Raw genomic sequence first — 14,947 nt, forward strand, 5'->3', positions numbered from 1 at the left:
TCATGAAAGTTTTCATGGGTGCAGACGTAGATCGAGTGCTTATAGTTCCCTACGCCAGTGTTAACTGAATCAGGTTCAACGGGTCTCGATTAACGATCTCAGCAAACACCAAATAAGGTATGTGCCCCCCGACTATTGATAGCGATAGTAACAGCACTCTCACAACTGAGATACTGATTTTATTCAATTATAAGAATTACACATGAAAAAATTTCAATTAGGCTCAAAAAAAACAAATACTTATAACGTTCCTTTAGATGGCTTCGACTGTATAAACAAGCACAAAACAATCAGAGACATACCTAGCCAGCCTGTAAAAGGAATAAGCTCACCGACAACACAAACGGCAAGCACCGCTGCGACTACTGGTTCAAACAAGGTCAGCAGATTGGCACTGCTCGCGGTGACGTGACGTAAACCAAAACTGAACGCGATATAACCCAAACATTGTGGAATCAGCGTAAGATAACTGATGACTAATACGTTGGTCTGTGAGGAAAACAGGTTATCACCAGTAAACCAGAGCGTTGGCAGCAACAGCATCGCACCGAGGCCAAAAATACTGCCCATCGCCGCTTGTGACTTAATCCCTTTATCGATCAGTGCTTTGGTCGCCCAAGAATAAATGGCGTAACACAACCCAGCGACCAGACCTAAGCCAATACCTAACAGCTTGAGAGCATCACCGGATTCATTCGCCGATGAAGATTCTGAAAACACCAACAGCCCAATACCTACCACACCAATCGCAAAGCTAGTAAGCCAACGTCGGTTGATATTATTCTTTTTGCTAATAAGACACTCTAACAGTGCAGAAAAGAAAGGTGCGGTAGCAATCGAAACCACGGTACCGATCGCCACGCCTGATAATTTCATTGAAGAATAGAAAGCTAAAGGATAGACCGCTAAAGCCAAAGCACTCACTGTCAACAGCTTCTTGTTCTGCATAAGTTTGTCGAAAGCGAATAGGATTTGTCGATACGCCAAGCCCGCTTGCATTAGACCACCGACGCCCATAGAGAAAGCACCAATCGCTAATGGGCTTAGATCAGGCGCAAAACTTGCGGCGGTGCCCGTCGTGCCCCATAAAATAGAAGCAAACAAGATGGCCAAAGTGCCCATTTGGAATTCGTTAACGCGATTGATGGCAAGATTCATTTCTATTACCCAATTTTCATTTCTGAAATAGATAATAGTGAAGATTGATATAAGTTAGTTTGCCGAAAGGACGCTATTGTTGTTTCTAAAGACTCTCTTTCATCGAACCCAAAAACGCCCTTGGAGACATTCCAAAATGCTGAGAGAAGCGACGACTGAAAGCAGACACATCACTATAGCCCACATTTTCAGCGATCAATTGAACGGGTAGATCGGTATGAGTTAACAAGGCTTGAGCTTTCTCCATACGATATCGAGTGATGTATTTAAGCGCACTGATACCCAAGCACTCTTTGAAGCGTTTTTTGAATTGAGTGGGACTCAAACAGGCCGTTTCTGCAAGTTGAGATATAGAGAGAGGTTGGGCGTAATTATCCGCTATCAATCTTTGTACCGCACGGATTCTTGGGTCGATGCTCTTGCTGACTTGTTGTTGCTCTAACAGCAGTGAAAACACATCCAAAACTGATGACTCAATGCCACTATCGACCTGATATTCCAGCTGCTTCTCAACGAACAGCAAGAAGCTCATTAAAGGCGGTGTGATCGTGAAAACCGAGAGCTCATGCTCTAACAAGTGCTGCGGCAACTCTGCCATATCTGCGACAATAAACCGCGCGGCTTCATCCGCCTTAAACGCATGCGCTGTGGTTACCGGAATTACCACACATTCGCCCACGGCCACTTTGCCGACATACCCCACCATCTCGATGTTAATACTGCCTTGGATCGGCAATACCAATTGATGATGGTCATCATGAGCATGGGTATTAAATTGCTTGGTGTAAGATCGAATGCTTAAGCTAGATTTCATGAGCAACGCCGGAATTCAGTTTATTGAAACATGAGTGTTAAAACGAAATTACATGATTTAAGCGAGGGAGTCACATCGGGCTAGTGTTTTTGTCGTCTCCCCTGTCGAGCCTGTTCTAAGTCGGATCAAAAAAGCCGTTTAAGTATTGATACTCAAACGGCTTTTTATTGGAGTCAAATTCGCGATCTCAAGAACAGTTAACCGAATCGGCTATCACTCCCTAAAAAATCACTCATTCACACTCTACTATTTTTGAAGTTGCTCTTTAGCGGCTTCAACCTTAGAAAAATCTAGGCCAAGCTCTTCAACTGCTTCTTTGATTAGCGCAGGGTTTTGCATTACCTGACCCATCAGCATTTGAAGCTTATCTTGTGGTAAACCAAGTTGGCTGATTGTCGCCATTGCTGCAAGAGGGTTCTCAGTCAACGTCTTGAATATCTCGCTGATCTGCTCGTCGCTAATATTGTTCTCTTTCAACATCGCTAAAATCGGGTTCATTTTTTTGCCTTTGAAACACTAAATTAAGTAGGAGCACAGCATACCATCTAGCTGTGCTCGATTGTACTAGCAAGTGAAGCTTTGGTTTAACACGAACTGTGCTTTTCCCAAACGCAAATAATGCTTGGGCTTAGCGAGACTCTAATGGGTAAGAGCGGTAGCTCCACATACCATACGTTCTCAGTGCATCACGGTAGATGCCTAGAAGCTCACCACTGCTCGCTTTCTTAAGATCTTCTAGCGGCTTATCTGGGTAAGAAACCGTATCGAAGGTAATGCCCTGAGGGCCCGTTTGCCAGCTAGCAATTTCAAACAGAGTTTGACCACGACGAACATGGCTTGCCGAGCTAATAATGGTCGCGTGCTTAATATCATGACGAGCAAGCGCATAGCTACTGAATAAGGCATTGCCTACCGTGCTGGTCGCGTAGTTCTCTTCAATGATGCGGTCTTTGCTTACCCCTTTTGAGATAAGCCAATCCGCCATTAACTTGCCTTCAGTCTTATGGTTCTTAGGCACGCCGCCGGTTAACACGATCATCGCGTCTGGGTTAGCTTTCGACATTGCTAATGTCGTTTCAAGACGTTCAATCAAGATTTCATGCATAGAACCATCAGGGTTAAGCGCGTAACCCAAAGTGACGATGGCACCGTGGTCGCTCAACAGTCCCTTATCCGCAGACTCTTTAAGAGATGTTTCTAACACGCGGTCGACCGTTGCAAAAATACGTTTGATGTCTTCTGCTTTGCCTTTATTCAGGCTTTCCAGCTTCTCCATGTGCTTATTCGATTCACTGTCATTACCTTCAAATCGCTGCCAAACCGCTAGATACGCATGAAGGTCGACATCGTCTGGCGCAACCGTCAGTGCTTGTTCAAACAACTCAATAGCGCGTTCTGCGTTCTTGTTGTAGATCTGAGCGTTCGCTGCCGAGATCAACAAGTCAGTACGGTAAGGTTCTAGCTGGTAAGCTTCTAACAATCGGTTAGTCACTATTTCCATGTTGCTTGGCATTTTAGCCGTGAAGCCCGCGTGAGAAATTCTTGCCGGAGACTTAAACGCCTGCAACGCATCAAGAAGTAATTGGTCGACAACTTGTCGCTTAGTCACCAACTGCGCGTAATCGGCAGAAGCTTGTACTGCGCCATCGTTAGCAGCAAAAGAATAAGGTGTTGCGCCAAAAGCGAGCATGCCACCAAGAGCGAGGGCGATAATGTTCTTTTTCATGGAAAGATCCTGTGTCGTTAAGTGTTCACATCAGATTTGCTCCCCAATGTAAGTCCCTAAGATTAAAAAACTGTGAACCACACCAGAATATCCGAGGTTAATATTCATTTGTTGCATAAGGTGTGGCAACAGATCACGATTTTGAACTTACCAATAAGCCTGCGCATCGAGATAATTTTGGTTTAAAGGGGAATTCACCGATCATTTTGGAATATCTGACTGAGGATTACATACGCCCTATTCCACCGAAAACCATCCATCACAAATCCAAACTCCGCAGAAAACAACACGCCCAAACAGCAACTTTAAGCTCATTTTTTCAACAACTTAAAATCCAACACACCGAATTGTTAGATGTTGATCCTCCCCACAGATAACGAAGCTCTAAACATATGGCCGCTAAATGCGAATCGACGTATTTTAAAATAATTCAAAATCAACTATTGAACGATCGTTCAAGTGGTGCTTTAATGGATTATCAATACAAGGAGTTACCCCATGCTTAAGTTCTATTTTCACCAAACACCCAACCCAATGAAGATCGCTCTGTTTCTAGAAGAGACAGGCCTAGATTTTGAACTTGTTCCTGTTGATACCTTAAAGGGCGAGCAACACACGCCGGAATATCGTTTGATTAACCCAAACGGTAAAACACCAGCCATTGAAGACGATGGACAGCGCGTGTTCGATTCTAACGCTATCCTTTTGTACCTATCAGAGAAGACTGGCGAGCTTGGGGGACAACCAGAAGACAGAGCTGAACTGCTCTCTTGGATGATGTTTATCGCGAGCGGTCTTGGTCCTTATTCAGGTCAATCGGTACACTTTCGCCATGCAGCGCCAGCAGGCCTAGATTACGCTGTGAACCGTTACCTACGTGAAGCACAACGTCATTACGAAGTGTTAGAAAAGCACATGGAAGGTCGTGAATTTATCGTCGGAAATGAGTACACCATTGTCGATGTCGCTGCATGGGGTTGGATTGATAAAGCGCCTGTCGTGCTTGGTGAAGAAGGCTTAGAACCTTACCCGAATTTGAAGCGTTGGTTTAACGCAATCAACACTCGCCCAGCTGCAATTCGCGCTCGCGAGATTGGTAAAGGCGTTGAATTTAAAACCGAACGTGATGAAGAAGCGAAACGAGCACTGTTTCCTTCGAATTATGCGAAGTAGAGTCTGACAATGAGGCCCAATAGCAATTTCCTGGGCCGTTTACTTCACCTTGATTACTCCAAGATAACCGACCCACCCATCCTGACTCCATCACACTAACCTGCGTATTGAATAAGTAACCTCAAATTCGTAAGTAACTGTTGCAAGTCATAAAATACAGATTTAGAGCTACTTGATATGAGATCATAATGATATTCTATATGTCATAAAACATTTCATAGGCTTTTAAACGAGCCTTTAAGTCCATCTGAGCGTGGTTTGTATATGATGTGCACCAAGCACAATGAAACTAGATTCATTGTCGATAAAGAAGTTCACCAAGCATTAAGCGGCCAGCACCTAGTAGATATGGACGGCCTACTTTCTCAAAATAATATCCAGCATTTACCTGGTAAAAAACTTGCGATCAAATTTAGTCGCTCAACTCCAACAGTCGAAAAAGGTGAGGTGAAAGTTATTGGTAGAGTTGCGTTTGTGATGGAGAAGAAGTGATGGATTCATTCAAATTAGTATTAGACCTAGCGCTTCTTGGTGACGCTACGAACCAAAGTTATACTGTTATAACTTTTGGACTCGCATCTGCACTTTTCGGTCTACTTATTGTAATCCTTGATTTTTGCACGTCTAAATCTACTGAGAAGAATAGTTACCTAAAACTTTCATATACTGGTTTTAAAGGCATCGGCGTATTCTTGATGTGGGGTATTGGCGCAGGAATTGCGGGTATGGTTGGTGCTGCTGCAGATATTTTTGAAATCAGTCGCACTGCTAGCGTATTTGTTGGTGCTGGTTGGCCTGTAGTACTGCCACGATTACTTGTCAAGAACTATCTTCAGAAAAAGTCCCTACGGAGTAAGTCATGTTAAATTTTCTATTAGGTCGCTCAAGCTTTAGCAAGAAAGAGCAAGTTATCGAATCAATCCGTAGCTTCGAAAAGTTCAATAATAACGAAAATATTGAAGATGCAGATACACTGCTTCTTTTCAAAAGTGACACTCAACAGTGTTGGTTAGTTTTCACCAACTTACGCATGTACTTTGTCCTCAATGACACAGAAAAATCATTATTAAAACCTATGTGGGCAAGAGACAAGGACAAAATGGTCTTAAATGGTCGTATTAACTTACATCTGAAAGACGAACGTCACTCTAACGAAACGGGTAAACTCAACTTTGGAAATATGAACAACGGTATGCTCTACACTTATTCACTTTTCAATGGAACTAGCCCTGCAGGCATCATCCTCACCTTAGCAAACAAGCACTTTTTGTCTGAAGAACTCGGAGCTTAAATCGTGATAGAGAAAAGAGACTTAAAAACCAAATCACTCACCTTCGACGTAGATGCTCAGCTCATTCGAGAACTAGGTGAAAGACTAGTTAGTAGAAACCATATTGGTATTTCAGAAATAATAAAGAATGCTTACGATGCGGATAGCCCGAGTGTCGACGTATCTCTAGCCAACATCAATGACGATGATCTAGGTCAATCGGAGTTAATTATTTCAGACCATGGTTTAGGTATGAGTTTCGATACCGTGAAAAACCATTGGATGACCATTGGCACAAGTAACAAACGATTGAACCCCGTTAGCAAGCTCTACGGACGCCCTGTCACAGGTAATAAAGGCATTGGCCGCTTTGCCTGCCAGCGTTTGGCAGAGCACCTAGAACTAACAACATGCGCTAAGGTATCTGACGGTTATGAACATACAACGGTTCAATTTGACTGGGAGGATTTCAAGGCAGGAAAACGCCTGTCAAATGTCCATTGTAAATACCAAAGCTACCAATCAAGTGAAGGAACTGTAGGCACAACTTTAAAACTCAAACGGCTGCGTGAACGAGTTACTGAGCGTGACTTCAAAATGATCCTAAAGAGCATCACACTTATTTCAATCACCATTCCTGTTAAACGAGAACGTTTTGAAGAAGATCCTGGTTTTGAAGCTAGTATTCGTGCTCCTGAATTTAAAGAGCTCATTGGCAGCGCATCATTTAAAGCTGATGAAAAGCTTTTGACCTCTGGTTGGGGAACTGTTAACGGTATAATCAATGAAAATGGTTCTATTTCATTCGAACTCGAGAGCAAAGACTCAGAAAAACAAACTTATTCATACGATGGTGAACAGTTTATTCCACTTAGTGGGGTTTCTTTTACAATTCACATAGTCCCATTAAAAAGCAGGGACGGCATCGAATACCGAAGGGATTCTACTCTTTTAACTCGTTCAGTATTAAAGGATGTCACTGAAATTCATGCCGGTATCAAACTTTACCTAAATGGATTTAGAGTTTATCCATATGGTGATGTAAACGAAGGTGATGACTGGCTACGCATTGCTCACGATATTTCGCGTCGCCGTGGTCCTAGTGACTTCCTCGATCTACAGGATCTAGCTGGGAAGTTGGGCATTGAGAGTCCTAATCGCGCTATGCTTAATCACCCAGGTACACGATCACTCATCGGTGAAGTAACTATCCAAGGGAAGGCAGTTGAAGCATTGCAAGTAAAAATGGACCGTGAAGGTCTTGTTGAAAACGATAACTTTAAAAGCTTAAGAAAAGCAATACGAATATCACTAGATTGGGCAACTATCAACTACGAAGCGTGGCTAATTCGTTCACGTAAAAAACGTCACGAATCTGTTGTCCAAGCTTTCGAAGAGTCTGTAGGGAACAAGTACGAAAGTACTGAGAGTAGAATAACCAAAGCGATTAATACTCTATGGTCTTCAGAAGCGGCCGTTGATAGCGAAATAGATGCAATTACGGAATGGGAATCAAGCGACCCTAATAAAAACAATAAAAATCCAGTTTCAGAGTTTCAATCAACACCTGAAGCTAAAGTTCCGGTTCCACCAAACCCAGTTGAGCCTGAAGCTCCTTCTATAGAAAATATCATATCAAAGGAAAACGTTGAGCAAAAAAATACCGCCCAAGCATTTCTACTTTCTCAATATAAAGAACTCGAAGCTGAGTCTGAGCTGCTGCGAGCTGTTTCTGCCACTGCACCGTTACTTTTTGTATTTGCCCATGAAGTTAAAGGTATTGCACAGACATTAACTAGCCAATCGGCTCAACTCAAATTGATCGCAGATAAGATTGATAATCAAGACATAAAATTAGAGCTATTATCGATGGCACAAAGTGCCAGTGATTATCAAAAATCTTTTGATGATTTATTTGAACTATTTGAAATATTTTCTGATTCAACTGGTAAATCTAATAAAAAAATCACTTATCATAATTTGTTCAAGCGCATCGAAACAGGATTTAGTTTCTTCTTGAAACAATACGATATCAAATTGGAATTTGAAAAGGTCAAGCCCTTTTTAGGTGTCCCAAAACTTAATCAGGCAGAAGCCTATTCCGTGCTCATCAACCTCATCTCTAATAGCATAAAATCACTTATTGCAAGCGACTCAGAAGAACGTTTTATTCATGTTTCAGTAATAAGAGAGGATGAAGGGCTTCACTACATTACTGTAAAAGATAACGGTATTGGGCTTAAAAAAGAGCATTGGGATAGAGTATTTGAAGCAAAAACTTATGACCCGGAAGGAAAATTATATAGTTCAGTTTCATCCAAAATAAGTGATGACAAAATTAGCAACCTTGGTAAGGGTTCTGGACTCGGCCTCAACATTGTTCAGAATATTCTTAGGAAGTACAAAGGAAATGCAAAATTTGTCGAACCATCGGCTCATTGGAATGCCGAAGTGCAGATAACAATTGGAAACTAACATGAAAATTCTAGTTATTGATGATAAGGCTAAAGAGACTGATCATCCACGATCAAACCTTTTGAAGGTATTGGAAGAAAGAGAGGGCATTACTTATGATCTTATTATGCCCGATGCAACACAACTAAAAAGAAAGCTGGCAAAAAGTGAAACTGGTGAATACGATCTAATAATTGTTGACTACATGTTCGATAAACCTACGTCGCTATTTAAAACAGGAACATCACTGTATTCTGTTATTCGCTCGTATACAGAGAATACTCCTATTTACTTAATTTCAGTCAAGAGATCACCGACCAATCAAATTGGCGATTTCGAGTTATTTATCGGTAACAAGTTCCTTGAGAACCACACCGCGTGTAAAGCCGATATCGAAAGCCATACTGCGCTAAAAATGTGCAGATCTGTTGAAGGTTTTTTGAGACTGATTCAATGCCCAGAAGACATCAAGGAAGATATTGAAATATTGATTAAACCAACACTATCAAAGTCAGATCTTGGTGAGGTTGTAAACGGCGATCACATTCCTCCGCGAGAGCTTAATAATAGCCTTAACCTTAGGTTATTCTCATGGTTGGCACGCTCCCTATTGAGAAAAGAAGGCCCTTTAGTCAGTAGTTCAGGCGCTGCTGCACTATTAGGAGTAAGCCTAGAATACTTCGAAAGAATTTCTGGTGAGTTTAACGATGCTTTATATAAAGGCATTTTCAATCAATCATTTGATAAGCGTTGGTGGAGCATATCACTAGAGGACAATATTTATACAAGAAATGACCCTGAAAAATATCTAGAAAACCGACCTTTTAAAGAAGCTGCGGCTAAATTACTGCATGCAAAAGAAGATGACTTATCAAGTTGCGCTGTATGTGATCAACACTACCCTGATAGCTTAGGCATTGTTGCAGGAGAAGCACAACATGAACTTCACCCAGTACATGTTACATGCTCATTGTTTGATGACACTCTGCCAAAAGAACCTTTTTTCAGAAATCCACGAATTATTGAGATAAGTTAGTATGTATATCATTGATCGTGACTTTACAAATAACTATCTCAAAGTGTTAAACCAGTTTTCGAAACATATACTTGCGCAATCATCCGAATTGCCACGCTCAGAAGAAGATAATTTACATCAATTTTTTAGTAAACTACAAAGCACCCTTAGTAGTGCTATTCGTAATAAAAAGGCATGGATCGGCAATATTCCTATCTCACCCAATATTATATTCCAATACAAAAACCCTAAGGGTGGAAATAGGAAATATTTCATATCAATCGGTGGTGTAATAAAAATTGAAAATAGGACTATTATAGAACAATGCTTGTGTGTAAATCTAATGATTAAACACACAGAGTCATGTGATGATATTCCTGAGGAATGGAACAGCTACCCTCTTGAAAATGGCTATCATGTTCTACGCCGTTTTCATTTCGATTTTGACACAAACAATGATGATAGAACTCGGCCGAAGTTTCACCTTCAATATGGTGGTAATTTTGAGCCTGAATACTTAAATATTGATGACGATGTTCACTATAAGTTATTCTCTCCAATTGATCACCCTCGCCTGCCTCAGCAACCATATGACATTATCATGTTATTAGATTATGTTCTAAGGGAGTTCGAACTAGGAGGCTTAAGTGTTATCAATGATAGTGGCTGGAAAAAGCATATTATTGATTCTGAAAACATATGGCTCAAACCATATTATGACGCCATTTTAACAAGACTAACCAACACATCTAGATCAAACACTCTTCATCGCTTGGAATAATAAAAAAGGCTAACTTTCGTTAGCCTTTTTTATTATAAATGACTTTTTACACCTTTATAGCGCTCTCTTCGCAAAAAATAAGCCCCCTTTACCAACTGAATACACTGTTCTTTTGTTACGAGGTTGTTACTTATAAGAATATTATCAACGATAGTTGTAACCTCGTCCATTAAATTGTTTTTAATATGCTTTTCTATTTCAGGTACAGCACGTTTAAGGTCACTTACACATTCATCTGTTAACAGGATTTCTATTTTTCTACCTGCACTTGGCTCGATTTTCAGCACACCAGAACTGTATGCTCTCCCTTCTAGTTCAGCGGAAAGTTGCGAATAACTAGAAAGTAGTGACATAGCAATAGCTAGCTTTTTATCTGCACTCATATTCTTATCACGAAAGAAGATTTTATGTATTGAGTTGGTACAATTAATTCTTCCTTGGTTGATCACCATTCTTGGGCCAAGATGGATCATATAAGACATAAACGCGTCGGAGATTATATTGTCATCAGGAGCAAACCAATGAGGTCGCTTTTTAAATGTGCGATTGTCCTCTATTTCTTTAACTGGAACCTGTGACAAGTACTGACTTACAGGACTAGATGTGTCCTGCATTTGTTCCGGCGTTGCATGCACCAAGTAAGCCCGCTTATTGTTTCTTTGGATAGCTCTTTGCCTTGGAACAGAATGTTTCACTCCAATAAATGAAGGGAAACGCCCTACTACCGGCCTCAAGCATTCTTCTGGAAGGTTGTATTTATCTATTGTTTTTTTGTCTATGACAAAGTACTTATTGGCACCGGTAACCATACCTATTTTTATGTCTAAGTACTGGCTAAGTGGATGTGCGTATCTTTTAAAAGATAAAGATTCATACACTTCCTTTACACATTGGGGCAGTAGGTCAAGCTTATACTTTCCGAAGTTAAAAGCAGTATTTGTAACATCTTCAGTCAGACTCAACGTTAACTCTTCTAATGTATCAACGTAATCGACAGAAACACCGCCATTGTTGATTTTAGCTGAGCTAAAACCATCAGCAATAAGAATAATTGATGTTTCTTTAGCCCCTTCGCTTCTAAAAAAGCGCTCTGCTAATTTAATAAGCTTTACGCTCTTGAAGTGCTTCTGATGGATATCAATGAGGTTCTTAGCATAATCAGCATGTAGCAAGCTACTTGGTAAAACCCAAGCAACTCGACCACCTTCTTTAATAAATGACAGGCTATGCAACAGGAAAAATGCCCATAAGCTTGCATTACGCCCCATAGTTACGTCAGAAAAAGGAGATGCTTGCAAAATTTTGTCACAAGACTCACGCTGCTCTTTTGTCATATTGTGCATTGAAACATAAGGAGGATTGCCAAGCACAACATCAAATTTGTTCGTCAAAAAATCTTCAGGTTGAACTGAAATAAAGTCACTTTTAATAAAGCGCTTTTTTGTATCAACAACGCGCCCAAATTTCTGACTCAAAATATCAAAAGCGTGTTTATCTATATCAACACCATAAAGCTGTTGATCTGGAGAGCCACAGTTTATGGCCTGCAATCGTTTGATACAGCTATCGAAAAAACCACACCCTCCAAAACTAGGCTCTAAAATTGTTTCTTCTGGTCTTGTTATCGCCCAATCTACAAGAATTTGGCTTAGCTCGGGTGGTGTATAGTAAGCTCCAAGCTCTCTTTTCTTAGGCAATGAGTGCGGATTCATTTTTGTTTTTCCTTTACGAACTGGGCTATCCCAAATTCTAATGTTACGCTCATTTTACCTTATATCTTCAACAACTTGAACATATTCCCCATTAATAACTCGAGAACAAAATTAAAACAAAACAATAAAAAACAACAACTTAAAGCATCTGCATTTGAATAAAATTTAAAAACAATAAATCATTACTCGATACACAGCCCCATTTACCACATCAAAACAACCCAAACACATTGTTTTTCCCATCTTGTTCAAGGCCTTTAATCTGATGGTGCTTGGGCTCTCCACCAAACAATAAAATATATAACTTCCGGTCTTGATACGTCCCCACTACATAGTGGTCTTTTTGTATCACGACTCGATAATTTCGGCTTCCCATCGGGAAGCCAGTACTTAATAACATCCATGTAAAATCCAAATTGTTCAGACGTAAATCCCAAAAAAAAGAGCCGCTAAAAAGCGGCTCTTGATTTTCAAACTATTCGAATTCGTTCAGATTACTCTTTACCGAATACGTTGTTCTCTTGCTCTTGTACACGGATGAAAGTAGTACGCTTAGTTAGCTCTTTAAGCTTTGCTGCGCCTACGTAGGTACAAGTTGAACGTACACCACCAAGGATGTCAGAAATTGTGTTGTGAACTGAACCACGGTATGGAAGTAAAACAGTTTTACCTTCCGCAGCACGGTACTTAGCAACACCACCTGAGTGCTTGTCCATAGCCGACTGTGAAGACATGCCGTAGAACTTCATGTATTGCTTACCGTCTTGCTCTACAACTTCACCGCCTGACTCAGAGTGACCTGCTAGCATGCCGCCTAGCATTACGAAGTCAGCACCGCCGCCGAACGCTTTAGATACGTCACCCGCACATGAACAGCCACCGTCACCGATGATCATACCGCCAAGGCCGTGTGCCGCGTCGCCACACTCGATGATTGCAGAAAGTTGAGGGTAACCTACGCCTGTTTTAACACGTGTAGTACAAACAGAACCAGGGCCGATACCAACCTTAACAATGTCTGCGCCAGCTAGGATTAGCTCTTCAACCATGTCACCCGTTACAACGTTACCCGCAGAGATAACTTTAGTCGGGAATTCAGCACGTACTTTCTGTACGAACTCAACAAGGTGCTCTGAGTAGCCGTTAGCGATATCAATACAGATAAATACGAACTCTTCGCTAAGCGCCATGATCTTCTTAACTTTCTCGAACTCAGCTTCAGACGTACCTGTTGATACAAAAACGTTGTTCAGTGTTTTCTTGTCTGCTGTTTTAGCAAACTCAGCCCACTGCTCTACTGTGTAGTGCTTGTGTACTGCAGTCATAACACCGTGCTCTGCTAGAGCAGCTGCCATTTCAAAGCTTGCTACCGAATCCATGTTAGCTGCAATTACTGGAGTACCAGACCATTGACGACCGCTATGCTTGAATGTAAAATCGCGGGTTAATTCAACTTGAGAACGGCTTTTAAGGGTAGAACGCTTCGGACGGAAGAGTACATCTTTGAAACCTAACTTAAGTTCTTGTTCGATACGCATGGTGTTTTCCTTGATTCATAAAATTATGTGTCTCTCGCGAAATGCGTAGTAAAACCGTTGGCAGACGAGTTTACTTTTCTTCGGACACAAAAAAACCGGAGCGTTGGCAGACGCTCCGGTTTTCAGCATTATAGGTCGTGATTTAGTAACAGCAAGTCTGATATTTCATTTTTTTTTATGCTATCCTCTCAAAGATTCCATATCCGCTAAAACTCCCCTAGCTACACTTTCCAACTAAATTCTTACTAATTAATAACTTAGCGAACCACTCACGCAAACGCTGTTGGTTTATTGCGCAATCGTTTTCCTCCCTTTTTCGCGTAATATCCCCCTCATAAAGCAATAATGTGAAGAAAGTGCCTCGAAATCACATAAAAAACCCACTTTTCTCCAACAAAAAAATACCTTTTTTCTTAAATAAATTCGATTTTTTTCTAATTTTTATCTGTTTTTGACCAAATTGGCCAATCTCGTGACGTTTTTATTTTGTGGTCACTTGGAAAAGTAGGGGGATAACGACTCAATCTAGAGACCAAGATTCACTTGGGTTTGAGAATTCAGCCCTCGCACTCCATTAAATAATGCTTTCGAGCTCAAACTTTATAAATCCAATTTCTATTAACCCGTAGCATTGCCGCGTCGAAAGCACGTTCAGTGGCTTCCCGTTCGTTCATGTAACCTGGAATATTGAGTAAAGCGCATAGAAAAAGAAGATTGGTTGACGTGAAAAGCGAGGGGGAAAATTAGATTTGAAGAATAAAAAGCAAAAAAAAATGGCTCAGCTAATTAACCGTAGCCATTTTTATTCGTTGATTAGACTGATGCTAATGCGCGTATAGGAATGCGTTGTTTGGCGAATAGAACAATCTAGTTCTTTTGAGAGACTAACGCTTCAGCGGTCGCATCTTGAATCGACAAGAACAATGAGCTGACTTGCCCTGTTGGTGAGCGCATTGGGTTTAGCGTCACGTTCTGATACATAAAGTCGGCTTGTTGGGTTACAGGCCTAACATTACGGCACTTAAACAGATAAGGCCTTTGTTGCCATGTAATGAAGCTACGGCAGCCTAAATCGTAGACTGGCTTGGTTTTGAGCCTAAACCACTCTTCAGGGATTTCAGGGAACAGTTCAAAGATAGACTTACCGATCGCATCGTGCGATTGCTTACCGCTATGGTGCGTCATGAAGCCATTCCAAACTTGTACCTGAAAGTCACGGTTAATGACCACCAGCCCCATATCGACGTTTTGAACCATGTCCACCATCCAGTGGAACTGTTCAAATTCAGCAGGAAGATTCAGCATA

At 41.1% G+C, this 14,947-nt stretch carries 14 protein-coding genes and 1 riboswitch; of the genes, 7 read left to right on the top strand and 7 right to left on the bottom strand.

Translation table 11 applies throughout. From position 1 onward, the window contains the following. Positions 1–29 precede the first annotated feature (29 nt). Positions 30–141, bottom strand: a riboswitch (TPP riboswitch). Between the two features lie 99 nt (positions 142–240). From QWZ07_RS02965 to QWZ07_RS02980, 4 genes are all read right to left on the bottom strand, one after another. Further along, the gene (locus QWZ07_RS02965; protein ID WP_192852820.1) at positions 241–1,158 is read right to left on the bottom strand and encodes a DMT family transporter; all 918 of its coding nucleotides are present in this window, start codon (positions 1,156–1,158) and stop codon (positions 241–243) included. An 85-nt stretch (positions 1,159–1,243) separates the two neighbouring features. After that, positions 1,244–1,972, bottom strand: a complete 729-nt coding sequence (locus tag QWZ07_RS02970; RefSeq protein ID WP_192852819.1) for a helix-turn-helix domain-containing protein — start codon at positions 1,970–1,972, stop codon at positions 1,244–1,246. A 246-nt stretch (positions 1,973–2,218) separates the two neighbouring features. Next, positions 2,219–2,470, bottom strand: a complete 252-nt coding sequence (locus QWZ07_RS02975) for a DUF2999 family protein (protein WP_009844829.1) — start codon at positions 2,468–2,470, stop codon at positions 2,219–2,221. A 130-nt stretch (positions 2,471–2,600) separates the two neighbouring features. Further along, a complete protein-coding gene (locus QWZ07_RS02980; RefSeq protein ID WP_192852818.1) occupies positions 2,601–3,698 on the bottom strand; it encodes a YdcF family protein in 1,098 nt (365 codons plus the stop codon). A gap of 498 nt (positions 3,699–4,196) precedes the next feature. Between QWZ07_RS02980 and QWZ07_RS02985 the strand changes: the two genes are divergently transcribed. The 7 genes from QWZ07_RS02985 to QWZ07_RS03015 all read left to right on the top strand — a co-directional run bounded on the left by QWZ07_RS02985 (position 4,197) and on the right by QWZ07_RS03015 (position 10,391). Continuing rightward, complete coding sequence (locus QWZ07_RS02985; RefSeq protein ID WP_192852817.1) at positions 4,197–4,871, top strand: glutathione S-transferase family protein; 675 nt, start codon at positions 4,197–4,199, stop codon at positions 4,869–4,871. A 264-nt stretch (positions 4,872–5,135) separates the two neighbouring features. Further along, positions 5,136–5,363, top strand: a complete 228-nt coding sequence (locus QWZ07_RS02990) for a S24/S26 family peptidase (RefSeq protein ID WP_192852816.1) — start codon at positions 5,136–5,138, stop codon at positions 5,361–5,363. Beyond that, the gene (locus tag QWZ07_RS02995) at positions 5,363–5,737 is read left to right on the top strand and encodes a hypothetical protein (RefSeq protein WP_192852815.1); all 375 of its coding nucleotides are present in this window, start codon (positions 5,363–5,365) and stop codon (positions 5,735–5,737) included. The genes QWZ07_RS02990 and QWZ07_RS02995 overlap by 1 nt, the downstream gene beginning before the upstream one ends. Beyond that, positions 5,731–6,162, top strand: a complete 432-nt coding sequence (locus tag QWZ07_RS03000; protein ID WP_192852814.1) for a hypothetical protein — start codon at positions 5,731–5,733, stop codon at positions 6,160–6,162. Before QWZ07_RS02995 ends, QWZ07_RS03000 begins: the two co-directional genes overlap by 7 nt. Positions 6,163–6,165: 3 nt before the next feature. Beyond that, a complete protein-coding gene (locus QWZ07_RS03005) occupies positions 6,166–8,616 on the top strand; it encodes a sensor histidine kinase (protein ID WP_192852813.1) in 2,451 nt (816 codons plus the stop codon). A gap of 1 nt (position 8,617) precedes the next feature. After that, positions 8,618–9,631 carry a response regulator transcription factor gene (locus QWZ07_RS03010; protein ID WP_192852812.1) on the top strand — a complete coding sequence of 338 codons (1,014 nt, stop codon included), beginning with the start codon at positions 8,618–8,620 and terminating at the stop codon, positions 9,629–9,631. A 1-nt stretch (position 9,632) separates the two neighbouring features. Next, positions 9,633–10,391 (top strand): hypothetical protein, encoded by a 759-nt coding sequence (locus tag QWZ07_RS03015; RefSeq protein WP_192852811.1) that lies wholly within the window; start codon positions 9,633–9,635, stop codon positions 10,389–10,391. A gap of 32 nt (positions 10,392–10,423) precedes the next feature. On the opposite strand, the gene QWZ07_RS03020 is transcribed toward QWZ07_RS03015, so the two are convergent. The 3 genes from QWZ07_RS03020 to QWZ07_RS03030 form a co-directional block, all read right to left on the bottom strand. After that, on the bottom strand, positions 10,424–12,103 hold the full coding sequence (locus QWZ07_RS03020) for an N-6 DNA methylase (RefSeq protein ID WP_192852810.1): 1,680 nt from the start codon (positions 12,101–12,103) through the stop codon (positions 10,424–10,426). 494 nt (positions 12,104–12,597) lie between these two features. Then, entirely contained in the window at positions 12,598–13,641 is a 1,044-nt protein-coding gene (locus tag QWZ07_RS03025; RefSeq protein ID WP_009844818.1) for a GMP reductase, read from the bottom strand. Between the two features lie 867 nt (positions 13,642–14,508). Continuing rightward, positions 14,509–14,946, bottom strand: coding sequence for a PAS domain-containing protein (locus tag QWZ07_RS03030; RefSeq protein ID WP_004731659.1), 438 nt, complete (start codon positions 14,944–14,946; stop codon positions 14,509–14,511). Position 14,947: the final 1 nt, after the last annotated feature.

Origin of the sequence: Vibrio lentus (assembly GCF_030409755.1) — a bacterium.
Taxonomy (GTDB): Bacteria; Pseudomonadota; Gammaproteobacteria; order Enterobacterales; family Vibrionaceae; genus Vibrio; species Vibrio lentus.

Excerpts from the sequence above, each read along its gene's own strand:
- QWZ07_RS02995 (WP_192852815.1), top strand. The coding sequence starts at position 5,363 with ATGGATTCATTCAAATTAGTATTAGACCTAGCGCTTCTTGGTGACGCT.
- QWZ07_RS03015 (WP_192852811.1), top strand. The coding sequence starts at position 9,633 with ATGTATATCATTGATCGTGACTTTACAAATAACTATCTCAAAGTGTTA.
- QWZ07_RS02980 (WP_192852818.1), bottom strand. The coding sequence starts at position 3,698 with ATGAAAAAGAACATTATCGCCCTCGCTCTTGGTGGCATGCTCGCTTTT.
- QWZ07_RS03000 (WP_192852814.1), top strand. The coding sequence starts at position 5,731 with ATGTTAAATTTTCTATTAGGTCGCTCAAGCTTTAGCAAGAAAGAGCAA.
- QWZ07_RS02965 (WP_192852820.1), bottom strand. The coding sequence starts at position 1,158 with ATGAATCTTGCCATCAATCGCGTTAACGAATTCCAAATGGGCACTTTG.
- QWZ07_RS03030 (WP_004731659.1), bottom strand. The coding sequence starts at position 14,946 with ATGCTGAATCTTCCTGCTGAATTTGAACAGTTCCACTGGATGGTGGAC.
- QWZ07_RS03010 (WP_192852812.1), top strand. The coding sequence starts at position 8,618 with ATGAAAATTCTAGTTATTGATGATAAGGCTAAAGAGACTGATCATCCA.
- QWZ07_RS02975 (WP_009844829.1), bottom strand. The coding sequence starts at position 2,470 with ATGAACCCGATTTTAGCGATGTTGAAAGAGAACAATATTAGCGACGAG.
- QWZ07_RS02970 (WP_192852819.1), bottom strand. The coding sequence starts at position 1,972 with ATGAAATCTAGCTTAAGCATTCGATCTTACACCAAGCAATTTAATACC.
- QWZ07_RS02985 (WP_192852817.1), top strand. The coding sequence starts at position 4,197 with ATGCTTAAGTTCTATTTTCACCAAACACCCAACCCAATGAAGATCGCT.
- QWZ07_RS03020 (WP_192852810.1), bottom strand. The coding sequence starts at position 12,103 with ATGAATCCGCACTCATTGCCTAAGAAAAGAGAGCTTGGAGCTTACTAT.
- QWZ07_RS02990 (WP_192852816.1), top strand. The coding sequence starts at position 5,136 with ATGATGTGCACCAAGCACAATGAAACTAGATTCATTGTCGATAAAGAA.
- QWZ07_RS03025 (WP_009844818.1), bottom strand. The coding sequence starts at position 13,641 with ATGCGTATCGAACAAGAACTTAAGTTAGGTTTCAAAGATGTACTCTTC.